The following is a 13,561-nucleotide window of genomic DNA, read 5'->3' on the forward strand; positions in this document are numbered from 1 at the left end:
AACAAAAGAGTCAACCATTCATTATAAAAAACAATTAAAATGAAATTTTTCATTAAATGCTGTTTGTTGTTAGTCCTTGTGTTGTCATTCAACACTCAAACAAAGGCACAAGCAATTATAACAGTAGATACCATTATTAATGCAACATGTAATGCTTCGGCAGATGGAGCCATTCAGATTAGTGTTGCAGGAGTACCGCCATTTACCTATCAATGGAGTAATGGAGCAACTACAGAAGATGTAACAGGTTTGTTTTCTGGTTCCTTTGTTGTGACTGTTACCGATGGTTTAAGTGGGGTAACCGTCTCTAACGTCCTAACGGTTACAGCACCACCTGTTATTAATGTTGTAGCAGACACGATTATTAATATCCTATGTGCAGGTGATTCGACGGGATCTGTTGATTTATCCGTATCGGGAGGTGTACCTGGATATACTTACATTTGGGACAATGGAGCAACCACACAGGATGTGTCAGGTTTGCCCGCAGGACCAATGAATGTAACGGTAACCGACGCCAATGGATGTACAGCTTCGGCTAAAGCAATTGGAATAGATAGTGTACCTCCGATTATTGTGACTTTGGATTCTATCGACAATGTTACTTGTAATGGAGCAGCCAATGGAGGTGTTTTTATTAGTGTGACAGGAGGAAGAGGAGGAACCTACAACTATTTGTGGAGCAATGGAGCGACTACACAAAATATAACGGGTCTTAGTGGCGGTGCCTATTCGGTGACAGTGACTGATTCTAGCAATTGCGTCATGCTTTCGGGACCACATATTGTGAACGAACCGAATATACTTGCGGTAACGTTTGATTCATTGCAAAATGTAGATTGTAATGGAAATGGTAATGGAGCCGTTTTTATAACTGTAACAGGAGGAACTGCGAATTATAATTTTAATTGGTCGAATGGAGCAACAACAGAAGATATTACAGGATTATCTGGAGGTACTTATTCTGTTGTGGTAACGGATGCCAATGGTTGTGTAGATAGCACAGGACCTCATACTGTAAATGAACCAGCTGTTTTAACGTTGACCCTAGATTCTATTCAGCATATAGACTGTAACGGTGATGCTGATGGAGCTGTCTTTGTAACCGTGACAGGGGGGACTACCAATTATACTTATGCTTGGTCAAACTCAGCCACGACTCAAGATATTACAGGGCTAAATGGAGGAAATTACACCATTACAGTAACGGATGCGAATGGTTGTACAGTAAGTGATACAGCTTATGTTGTAAATGAACCACCTGTATTAGTGGCTACTTTAGATTCTATTGTAGATGTGAGTTGTAATGGTTTTGGAAATGGAGGTGTCTTTATTAGTGTAACAGGAGGAACAACGAATTATAACTTCTTATGGAGCAATGGAGTAACAACAGAAGATAATCCCAACATAGGAGGTGGTAGTTATACCGTTACGATCACGGATGCCAATGGTTGTTCTGTTACATCTGGTCCACATATCGTTGTGGAGCCAGCAGGGATGACGGTGACCTTAGATTCTATTAACAATGTGAGTTGTAATGGGGCAAATGATGGAGGCGTGTTCATTACAGTAACAGGAGGAGCACCAAACTATACTTATTTGTGGTCGAATACAGCAACAACAGAAGATATTACAGGTTTAAGTGGAGGTAGTTATATTATTACGGTAACGGATGCGAATGGTTGTACGGTTAGTTCAGGACCACATGTAGTAACCGAAGCTCCTGCCTTGGTCATCACTTTAGACTCTATCGACAATGTAAGTTGTAATGGAGCAAATGATGGAGCCGTATTTATCACAGCAACAGGCGGCACAAGTGGATATACCTATGCATGGTCAAATACAGGCAGCAGTCAAAACATTACAGGTTTAGGCGGTGGTTCATACACCGTGACAGTAACGGATGCGGCAGGCTGTACGGCAGTATCAGGACCACACGTTGTGATGGAACCTACGCAACTAGTAGCGACTTTGGATTCTATTAATAATGTCAGTTGTAATGGCTTGAGTGATGGTGGTGTATTTGTAAGTATTACAGGTGGAACAGTACCCTTCAGTTATTTGTGGAGCAATGGAGCGACGACAGAAGATGCAACAGGTTTAATTGCAGGATCGTATACCTTGACCGTAACGGATACCAATGGTTGTACGGCAACAACAGGACCACATGTAGTAACAGAGCCAACTGCTTTGGTTATCACCTTAGATTCTATCGATAATGTAAGTTGTAATGGAGCAGCTGACGGAGGTGTGTTTATCACAGCAACAGGCGGAACAGGATCGTATACTTATGCATGGTCGAATACAGGCAGTAGCCAAAACATTACAGGTTTGAGTGGCGGTTCGTACACCGTAACGGTAACGGATGCGAATGGTTGTACGGTTAGTTCAGGACCACATGTAGTAACCGAAGCCCCTGCCTTGGTCATCACTTTAGACTCTATCGACAATGTAAGTTGTAATGGAGCAAATGATGGAGCCGTATTTATCACAGCAACAGGCGGCACAGGTGGGTATATCTATGCATGGTCGAATACAGGCAGCAGTCAAAACATCACTGGTTTGGGTGGTGGTTCATACACCGTGACAGTAACGGATGCGGCAGGCTGTACGGCAGTATCAGGACCACACGTTGTGACGGAACCTACGCAACTAGTAGCGACTTTGGATTCTATTAATAATGTCAGTTGTAATGGCTTGAGTGATGGTGGTGTATTTGTAAGTATTACAGGTGGAACAGTACCATTCAGTTATTTGTGGAGTAATGGAGCAACAACCGAAGATGCAACAGGTTTAATTGCAGGATCGTATACTTTGACCGTAACGGATACCAATGGTTGTACGGCAACAACAGGACCACATATAGTAACAGAGCCAACTGCTTTGGTTATCACCTTAGATTCTATCGATAATGTAAGTTGTAATGGAGCAGCTGACGGAGGTGTGTTTATCACAGCAACAGGTGGAACAGGAGTATACACTTATGCATGGTCGAATACAGGCAGTAGCCAAAACATCACAGGTTTGAGTGGCGGTTCGTACACTGTAACGGTAACGGATGCCAATGGATGTACAGCGGTATCAGGACCACATGTAGTGACCGAAGCCCCTGCCTTGGTCATCACTTTAGACTCTATCGACAATGTAAGTTGTAATGGAGCAAATGATGGAGCCGTATTTATCACAGCAACAGGCGGCACAGGTGGGTATACCTATGCATGGTCGAATACAGGCAGCAGTCAAAACATTACAGGTTTAGGCGGTGGTTCATACACCGTTACAGTAACAGATGCGGCAGGCTGTACGGTAGTATCAGGACCACACGTTGTGACGGAACCTACGCAACTAGTAGCGACTTTGGATTCTATTAATAATGTCAGTTGTAATGGCTTGAGTGATGGTGGTGTATTTGTAAGCATTACAGGTGGAACAGTACCATTCAGTTATTTATGGAGCAATGGAGCGACGACAGAAGATGCAACAGGTTTAATTGCAGGATCGTATACCTTAACCGTAACGGATACCAATGGTTGTACGGCAACAACAGGACCACATGTAGTAACAGAGCCAACTGCTTTGGTTATCACCTTAGATTCTATCGATAATGTAAGTTGTAATGGAGCAGCTGATGGAGGTGTGTTTATCACAGCAACAGGCGGAACAGGAGCATACACTTATGCATGGTCGAATACAGGCAGCAGTCAAAATATTACAGGTTTGAGTGGTGGTTCGTACACCGTAACGGTAACGAATGCCAATGGATGTACAGCGGTATCAGGACCACATGTAGTGACCGAAGCCCCTGCCTTGGTCATCACTTTAGACTCTATCGACAATGTAAGTTGTAATGGAGCAAATGATGGAGCCGTATTTATCACAGCAACAGGCGGCACAGGTGGGTATACCTATGCATGGTCGAATACAGGCAGCAGTCAAAACATTACAGGTTTAGGCGGTGGTTCATACACCGTTACAGTAACAGATGCGGCAGGCTGTACGGTAGTATCAGGACCACACGTTGTGACGGAACCTACGCAACTAGTAGCGACTTTGGATTCTATTAATAATGTCAGTTGTAATGGCTTGAGTGATGGTGGTGTATTTGTAAGCATTACAGGTGGAACAGTACCATTCAGTTATTTATGGAGCAATGGAGCGACGACAGAAGATGCAACAGGTTTAATTGCAGGATCGTATACCTTAACCGTAACGGATACCAATGGTTGTACGGCAACAACAGGACCACATGTAGTAACAGAGCCAACTGCTTTGGTTATCACCTTAGATTCTATCGATAATGTAAGTTGTAATGGAGCAGCTGACGGAGGTGTGTTTATCACAGCAACAGGCGGAACAGGAGCATACACTTATGCATGGTCAAATACAGGCAGTAGCCAAAACATCACAGGTTTGAGTGGCGGTTCATACACCGTAACGGTAACGGATGCCAATGGATGTACACAGACAAGTGGACCTCTTAGTGTAAGTGAACCTACAACTTTAGATATTGTCATAGATAGTTTTAAAAATGAAAGCTGTTTTGGTATTATTGATGGATTTATCAGTACGACAGCTACAGGAGGAACAGCGCCATATAGCTACTTATGGAATACAGGTGCTACCGTAGATGATCTTACGAACTTAATAGCAGGAACGTATACCATTACAGTAACCGATACCAATGGCTGTACTGCTATAGATACTGTTACGATTAATGATATTCCTACAATAACCGTTACACTAGATGGAATTGATTCAGTTTCTTGTAATGGATTGAGCGATGGAGCTGTTTCTATAACAACGACTTTAGGCGCACCTGGCTATACTTGGTTGTGGAGCACAGGAGCAACGACGGAAGACTTAAGTGGCGTTTCAATAGGAAATTATACCTTAACTGTAACAGATGCATTGGGTTGTACCATAACTGCTGGAGCTTATACGGTGGAGGAACCAGCCATTCTGGCAATTACGTTAGACAATAGTACTGATGTCAGTTGTAATGGGGCTGCAGATGGTGCTGTCATGATGACAACAACAGGGGGAACAAGTACCTACACGTATGCTTGGTCTAATGGTCAAGTGACAGAAGACATTACAGGATTAAGTGGTAGCTCTAATACGGTGACCGTAACGGATTTTAATGGTTGTACCGCAACATCAGGACCACATATTGTAAATGAGGCAAGCGCAATTGTTGTCACAATAGACAATATTGATTCGGTAAGCTGTAATGGAGCAGCGGATGGAGCGATTGCTATTTCCGTATCAGGAGGAACACCTGCTTATTCTTACAACTGGGATAACGGAGGAGGAACAACTGAAGATTTGACGAATTTGAGTGGTAATACTTATACTGTAACGGTGACGGATGGAGCTAATTGTACGGTAACATCAGGACCACATGTTGTCTTAGAACCAGCAGCATTAAATGTAGTAATAACAGCAACTGTTCCTTTGGAAGGATGTCTGGGAGAACCATTTGGTGCTTTGGATGCAGCGGCATCAGGCGGAACGGGAACCGCTACTTATCAGTGGTCAAATAGTATAACAACGGCATCTAATGCAGGTTTAAATACAGGAATTTATACTGTTACAGTAACGGATGCGAATGGTTGTACTGCAACAGCGGTAGATTCTATACAAGACCCTGTTCGACCAGTTGTCAATCCATTTGTTGGGCAAGCATTTGTAACCGATACGACAGTTAATTGGGGAGATATTATTAATATTAATGCAGGAAATGACCAGACATCAAACGGTGTTAATTATACTTGGGAAGATGTTACTAATTTGGGTGATGTGAATTTTGGTAGTAATACAGCGTCTGCCACAAGCATTCGACCAGAACCAACAACATCAGGAACATATACTTTATTAGTAACAGCAACATCAGCCGATGGTTGTGTGGATACAGGTTCGGTTTATGTGACTGTTAATATCAATGATTTGTTGGGAATTCCAACTGCTTTTACTCCTAATGGAGACGGCGTTAATGATTATTTCCGACCAGCAAACTTAGATCCACAATTTATTGTAGAATACAAGATTTATAATCGTTGGGGACAATTGCTCTTTGACGATACGAATACAACGAATCAGTGGGATGGTCGTTTTAATGGAGTCGATCAGCCGACAGAAGTATACATTTATTTATTGCGTTATCAGGTTCCAGGGCAAGATGCGCGTATATTGAGAGGCGAGTTTACATTACTTCGATAACTGTAAATTTTATAAATCTCTTAAATTAAGAAGCCATTTCTCATCTGAGAAATGGCTTCTTGTTTTATTAGAATCAATTAAAAAATCAACGGAGCATTAATAATCAAAAGATATAGTAACTGTCCTCATAACTTTTTACATGTATAACCTTTAATATTTATAGCTGTTTCAACAAGTCTAGATATTGGCTAGGTTCTGGTCGCAAGCGATAATTATCCGTTAGGTCTGCAAAACGAATGATTCCTTCCTTATCTGTAACAACCAGTGTTGGCAAAACATTGTCAGAGTCGTATCCTAATACCTCAAAGCCAGCAGGAGTACCCTTTGAGTGAAACAAACCAAGTTTTTGGGCGGCTTTTAAATCTTCATCAATTAAAAATTGAGCTGGGATGTCAAACTTTTTAGCTAAACTTTTGGTGTGTTTAGGAGACTGAGGGCTGATAAAAACTAAAGCAGCACCTTGAGCTTTTATTTGCTGATACTCTTGTGCCAATTCTTTGATTTGTGCCATGCAGAACGGACACCAGTTGCCACGATAGAATAGAAAAATAGCTGGAGCTCCCAAGAATTGTTGAATAGAAACTTCAGCGCCTTCTGGGGTTTTAAACGAAACCAAAGGCATTTTTTTCCCAATTTTGAGTAAGGTTTTGTCTCGACTAGAAAAATCTGTTGCCCAATATGTATACAAGCACCAACAGCCCAACATACATACATTTAAAATTAGTGCCCAATAATTACTCGAGAGGGCTATGGTGCTGTATATGACCAAACTAGTTCCTAATAATAGCAATAACCAAGTCGACCACATATTTTTACTTGTTCTTGGTGTGGCAACTAGGTAAATACCTGCAAAATAAATGGAGCCTGTACCAAAACTAATAAGATTACCAAGCCAAGCTAGTTGATTGGTATGAGTTAGATATGTATAGCCAGAATAGAGTGTGCCAATGACAATAAAAGTGACGCTGAGGCTAATAAAAAGACCTTTTAAAGAATCCATAAAATCTCTGATTTAAATTGCGTTATAACTTGCTAGGAAAATAAATTTACTTTATTGAGCATCAAAGTACACCAAAAAAATTGTATTTTGCATCTTAATACTTGAATAGACTACAAAAATAGTAATTCAATCTGTTGAGATGAATTATGATAATGGGCAAAATTAAAAGAAGAATTGTAAGTCTAGGAATAATACTCTACTGTTGACCTTAAAACCACCACAATTTGTTTTGGGTTAATAGCATCATTTAAAACGAAATCATTTGACGGAGCAAGAACTCATAGAAAGATGTAAGCGCAACGATAGGTTGGCGCAAAAGGCTTTGTACGAGCGGTTCTCTTCCAAAATGTTTGGGGTCTGTAGGCGTTATGTCAAAACAGTCGAAAACACAGAGGAAGTGTTAATGTTAGCTTTTTGCAAAGTGTTTAAAAAAATTGATACCTACTCAGGCAATGGAAGCTTTGAGGGGTGGATCAGACGTGTAATGGTAAATGAATCATTGATGTTTTTGCGAAAAAATTATCGTTTTAATGAGCATGCTGATATTAGCGAATTGCCTGTGAAGGCAGTGGAAGTAAATGTAGAAGATGAATTAGCAGCACAAGATATTTTGAACTTACTGGAACAATTGCCTACTGGGTACAGAACCGTCTTTAACTTGTATGTTATAGAAGGATTCAAGCATAGAGAAATTGCAGAACAACTTGGCATTAGTATTAATACATCTAAATCGCAGTTGATTTTGGCGAAAAAGAAACTACAGGAAATGATTAAAAAATCAGAACAATTGGGAAGCAATTAAAAAAATTAAAAAATAAGAAGATTCAGAAACATATTACAAATAAATTGGGTTTGAACCCATAAAGGGAATAAACATCAACTTGTTAGACAAGAATAGAACTAAATGATTAAAAGAAACCAACCAAAGATAATTAATTAATTATGAGCAGAGATGATTACATTTCTAAACTGTTTATAAAAAATCAGGACAAGCTAGAACAACCGCCTTCTAACGACCTTTGGTCTAAATTAGAAATGCAGTTAGATCAAGAGCTACCTGTCACTGAAAACACAACTGGAGGTGCCACTTCGGCTACTAAGGTGATCGGTTTATCAAAGTATTTAGCAGCAGCCTCTGTATTGGTTGTTTTGGCTAGTGTCGCTTATATGTTCCGATCTATAGAAACTTCTAATATGGATCAAAAAACCTTAGAAGCTCCCTTGGCAATTTATACAGATGTGGAAGAGGAGACAGAAGAAGAACCTTACGAGTCGTACAAAGATTTTCCTGCTAAAACAGAAGCAGAAAAAGCAAAGGAGGAAGTACAACAAGCAGAAAAAATTGTAGAAGCGGTGAACGAAAAAGTATTGAAGGAAAATATTGTGGTTCCTAATACAATGAAAAATTCTACTTCTTCTTCTAAGAAAATTGAATTGGACGATATTGAAATTGTAGATGAAAAAGAAGTCAATGACTTGATTGTCATCGAACCTGAAATACCTGATGAAACAGTTTTGGCAAGAACGACAAACATACCAACGAATACTAGAGCAGATTTGTACCAAAATGATGTTCCTGTGGAGCAAGAGGATTTAAATTACAACAGAAATTATATTCCTCAAATTGCTAACACGATAGACAATAATAGCGTTGTGGAAGAGGTCTTGAATCAATCAAAAGATAAAGAAACGATTAGTGCTACGAAAAAATTTAAGTCAAGTACTCGAAAAAGAGGTGCAGGAAGGGGAAAAATTGTCGGAAAAGAAAAGAAGACAGTAAAGAAAATAAAATCTCCGATGGCATCAGCCCACCAACGTTTATATCCTTTTGGATTTTTGTTGGGTAAATGGGAGGACGATAATGAGATAGGAGGGAAGTCTTACGAAATGTGGACACTTAAAAACTCGACCACTCTAGTTGGCAAAGGATATAAATTGTCTAACAGCGCAGAACGAATTTTTGAAGAAGTTATGCGAATCGAATTTAGAGACAATCAAATCTTTTTAGTAATGAGCCTAGATGAAGATAAAACAACTGTAGATTATATGCTGTCTACTTTTGATAATGAACGCTTTATTTTTGAACAGCAGATGTCTAAAAATTATCCAGATAAAGTAATTATTCAGAAAAGTGGTTTGGATGGTTATTCGGTTATTATTACCAATAATCATAATTTTCTAACAACTGACCAACAACGCTATTTGGAGAACCGAAATAGAGTATCGAATGTTCAGTCTATGCGGACCATGCATTATAAAGATTAGGTTCATGCAATACTAAATTATTAAATATACTCGTTTTACAAAAGTTGTTATCTTTCTGAGATAACAACTTTTGTATTTTAGGACGCTGCACATTTCCTCCTCAATAAAAAACTAAGCTTGTACTTTCTGCCCCTGAATGATTATAATTAATGGGTGATTATATAAAAAGTCTATAGGCTTTTTTTGCTGTATAAAATTACGTAACTTTGAAGCTTTATAGTTTATTACAGTTAGTCTTGTAAGTACCTAATTCACTAAATGACACAAGAGAATAATAACGACTTATTACGACGTTTAAAAGAGAATGATAAGACTGCTTTGAAAGAAATATTTCAAGAGCATTATCCTGTTGTATATCGTGCCATATTTCGGATTGTATCTGACCAGGGAATAGCAGAAGATTTGGCTCAAGATGTATTTATGCGATTATGGGAAAAGCGGGATAGGATTGATATTCAAGGAGCATTGGGTGCTTATATTCGCAGAATGGCAGTAAACGAGGCATTGGGGTATTTACGTAAAAATAAAAAATACACCATAGAGGAAGTGGCGGATTATCACAGCCCTCTAACAATTAGTGGTGAAGATACTTATCTTGATAACGAGTTGCAGGCAGAAGTTAATAGGGCAATCGAAACCTTACCGCCAAGGTGCAAAGCGGTATTTATGTTAAGTCGCTTTGAGGAATTGTCTTACAAAGAAATTAGCCAAAAATTAGACATTTCTCCTAAAACTGTCGAAAATCAAATTTCAAAAGCTTTAAAAACGTTACGAAAAGCCTTAAAAAGCTATTTAAGTAGTTTTTTAATTTTTTGTATGTGGTATTTTTAGCAATTGCCTCAACCTTACGTTACGCATTTTACACTTCTTTTTACTCTTTGGCATCCTTACCAGCACATTTGACTTCCCACTACATTAGATAAAACTATAAAAAAGTATTTTTTTTCTAAAAAAAATATTTTGATGTAGGGGGGAGGGCTGAAAATAGCATCATCATTAATAGAAAGCAGAAAATATGGACTCTAACAATAACAAATATCTTACACTCCTTAGTAAAGTACTAACAAAAAGCGCCTCTTTAGAAGAGAAGGAGCAGTTAGAGCAATGGGCAAATGAGAATGATGCACAAAAAGCATTTGTAGAGGAAACGCTAGAAGTTTGGAATTTATCTAAAAATTATGCAGAAGATTTGCCAGTCGATACCAATCGTGCTTGGGATAAATTGGAAGCAAAATTAGAAGTTAAAACACCTCAACCTACTATATGGCGAAGTTTGGCTTCTTATTGGAAAGCTGCGGTAATCGCTGGTTTGGTAGCAACGTCTGTATTTTGGATTGCTTCTCGGAATGCGGTAAGTGTGGAAACTGTTTTGGAAATTGTAGAAACAGGAGAGCAAGAGCAAAAAGAATTAATTCTGCCCGATGGATCGTTGGTGTTGTTGAATGAAAATTCTTCTTTGGCTTATGCTAAAGATTTTAAGGTTCGAACAGTTGATTTAAAAGGAGAGGCATTTTTTGATGTGACAAAAAAGAACGGTCAGTCGTTTGAAATTAATACAAGCACTACAAAAACTAAAGTGTTGGGTACGTCGTTTAATATACGTGCTTATGACCAAACTCCAGTGGAGGTAGCTGTCGTGACAGGAAAAGTTGCTGTAGAAAGCGTTCAAGAAGGAAACAAAGAGTCGGTTCTGTTACTGCCAAATGAAACGGTTGTTTATGATGCAGCAGTTAAAAAAATGGTGAAAACGGTTGAACCAACCAATAATTCCGTGGCTTGGAAAACACAAGAACTAGTTTTTGATAATACGGAATTGGGGAGTGTGATTAAAACGTTGGAACGTTATTTTGAAGTAAAAATTGAGGGAGATCCTAAGATATTAAATTGTCATTATACAGGAACCTTCAAAGAACCAAAACTAGGAGAAGTATTTAATACCATAGCTTTTACGTTTCCAACTGATTTGGAAATCAAGAAAGTAGATGAGAAATATATCCTTATTGGTCAAGGATGTGAATAAAATTTTACGAGAAACAAGCATTCACATGATTAATAAGAAAAATATAGTAACAGTAGTTTTACTGTTATCTTTTTTGGGATTGTATGCACAGAAACCCTCTGATGCACAGAGGGTTAATGTGCATTTTTCAAAAGTTTCTTTAAAAGAAATTTTGGCGCAAATTAGTGCTGATTATCAGGTACATTTTTCGTATGGAAATGACCATTTAGCACTCAATGAAAAAATATCGTTTCACAGCGAAGGTAAAAGCCTAGAAAAAACCTTAGAACAGTTATTTGAGGATAATAATATCATATACAGAACTATTGGTTCTCAATTGGTACTCAAACCTGGCTCGAATAAAAATAAAAAAAGAAACGAACGCAAGAAACGTAAAAAAAGAAGAGAAGCGATACGAGAAGAACGGGATAAAGAAACTCTAGAAAGGGGAACGCTGTTTGATTTTGATATTCATTCTGAAATCATTGGAAACAAAGATTTATCCTTAGAGGAAGAAGAGCTTCGTAGAAGCCCTATTCCTACCGATCCTATTCAGGCAATTAATACAGAGGAGATAAATGGGGTTTATTATCGAGATACGCTACAAAAAGAAGAGCCTAACCATGTAGACCCAGGTAAATACCGAAACACAAAAACTTCCTTTGGGCAATTTTCTGTATTGCCTTTTTTGTCTAGCAATAGACATCGAAGCCGATTTAATGTTTTCTCATTTAATTTGATTTGGGGCATTAATGGTGGTGTGAATGGATTTGAATTTGGTCTAGTTGGAAATAGTATTAAGCGTCACGTACACGGTTTGCAAATCGGAGGCTTTTTTAACAATGCAGAAGGGCATTTGTATGGAGCGCAAGCTTCCGCTATTCTAAATGTTGTTAAAGGCGATATTGTCGGGCTTCAATTTGCAGGGTTGTGGAATTTGGGAGGAAATATATATGGATCTCAAGTCAGTATTTTAGGTAATATAGCTAGAGATTTGTATGGTATGCAGTTTGGAGGATTGAGTAATATCGCAACCGATGTATATGGTTTCCAAGTTTCAGGTTTGTTCAACTTTGCGAATGGTAAATTGTACGGGTCGCAAATTGCTGGCTTTGGCAACATTGCATGGGGAGGGAAAAGTGCTGTTCAGTTTGCAGGTTTGTTTAACATTAGTGCCAAAGCACAATTTCAAATAGGTGGCTTTTTTAATTCTGCTCAATCGGTTGATGGGGCGCAATTAGGAGGTTTGAATATCGGAAAAAATGTTAAAGGGGTGCAAATGGGGGTTATTAATACCACCAAAGAACTGGAAGGTTTCCAAATTGGATTAATTAACCATGCCAAAAAAGCTCAAGGTTTGATGCTTGGCTTAATCAATATAGCAGATAGTATTAAAGGAGCTCCTATTGGACTCATTAATATTGTCAATAAGAACGGATACAACCGAATAGAAGTATTTGGTACGGATGCGATGTATGTTAACTTAGGAGCAAAATTTGGCTTCGAACGTTATTATCATATTTTACAAATAGGATGGCGAGTGAGTGCTGATAATGTTTTTACTTGGACGGCTGGCGTAGGTGTTGGTACCAAACTTAATTTAAACAAAACGCTACATCTTAATTTTGAATTACTTACTTCTCATGTCAATGAGAACGACTTATGGACGAAAGAACTCAATTTACTCAATCAGTTTAAAACAACCTTAGATGTTCGAGTTCGAGATCGAGTTAGCTTTTTTGTAGGACCTGTTTTTAATGCATTAGTCTCTGGTTTATACAATGAAGAAACACAACGATATGGCTCTAATATCATGCCTTACACTTTGTTTGACCAAACGAACCAAAAAGGAACCAATCTTAAATTATGGATAGGTCTTACTGCTGGATTAAGATTCTAAGTATATTCCATCGTAATAGTAGCAGTGCATAACTATTGTGACTTAGAAATATCTTGTTAACCAGTAGGTATATTTTGTAGCATAATTACATCTGTTCATTGATCCTAAGACACTACTAAAACTTGTTGTAAAGTAATGTTAAAGTAGATTTTTTAAAATCTGCTAATGGGAAAGCTAT

Annotated in this window: 7 protein-coding genes; 6 read left to right on the forward strand and 1 reads right to left on the reverse strand. The window is 38.5% G+C overall.

Annotated features, from left to right (window positions below; translation table 11 throughout):
- Positions 1-39: 39 nt before the first annotated feature.
- Positions 40-6,219: a T9SS type B sorting domain-containing protein gene (locus QP953_RS10260; RefSeq protein ID WP_309554912.1), complete on the forward strand. Its 6,180-nt coding sequence runs from the start codon at positions 40-42 to the stop codon at positions 6,217-6,219.
- Positions 6,220-6,376: 157 nt separating this feature from the next.
- On the opposite strand, the gene QP953_RS10265 is transcribed toward QP953_RS10260, so the two are convergent.
- On the reverse strand, positions 6,377-7,219 hold the full coding sequence (locus QP953_RS10265) for a peroxiredoxin (RefSeq protein ID WP_052598632.1): 843 nt from the start codon (positions 7,217-7,219) through the stop codon (positions 6,377-6,379).
- A gap of 262 nt (positions 7,220-7,481) precedes the next feature.
- Between QP953_RS10265 and QP953_RS10270 the strand changes: the two genes are divergently transcribed.
- The 5 genes from QP953_RS10270 to QP953_RS10290 all read left to right on the forward strand — a co-directional run bounded on the left by QP953_RS10270 (position 7,482) and on the right by QP953_RS10290 (position 13,383).
- Positions 7,482-8,021 carry an RNA polymerase sigma factor gene (locus QP953_RS10270; protein ID WP_052598633.1) on the forward strand — a complete coding sequence of 180 codons (540 nt, stop codon included), beginning with the start codon at positions 7,482-7,484 and terminating at the stop codon, positions 8,019-8,021.
- A 140-nt stretch (positions 8,022-8,161) separates the two neighbouring features.
- On the forward strand, positions 8,162-9,484 hold the full coding sequence (locus tag QP953_RS10275; RefSeq protein WP_309554913.1) for a hypothetical protein: 1,323 nt from the start codon (positions 8,162-8,164) through the stop codon (positions 9,482-9,484).
- Positions 9,485-9,742: 258 nt separating this feature from the next.
- The gene (locus QP953_RS10280; protein WP_309554914.1) at positions 9,743-10,315 is read left to right on the forward strand and encodes an RNA polymerase sigma-70 factor; all 573 of its coding nucleotides are present in this window, start codon (positions 9,743-9,745) and stop codon (positions 10,313-10,315) included.
- Between the two features lie 184 nt (positions 10,316-10,499).
- Positions 10,500-11,504, forward strand: coding sequence for a FecR domain-containing protein (locus QP953_RS10285; RefSeq protein ID WP_309554916.1), 1,005 nt, complete (start codon positions 10,500-10,502; stop codon positions 11,502-11,504).
- On the forward strand, positions 11,467-13,383 hold the full coding sequence (locus QP953_RS10290; RefSeq protein ID WP_309554918.1) for a DUF4974 domain-containing protein: 1,917 nt from the start codon (positions 11,467-11,469) through the stop codon (positions 13,381-13,383). Before QP953_RS10285 ends, QP953_RS10290 begins: the two co-directional genes overlap by 38 nt.
- Positions 13,384-13,561: the final 178 nt, after the last annotated feature.

The organism is Aureispira sp. CCB-E (genome assembly GCF_031326345.1).
GTDB lineage: Bacteria > Bacteroidota > Bacteroidia > Chitinophagales > Saprospiraceae > Aureispira.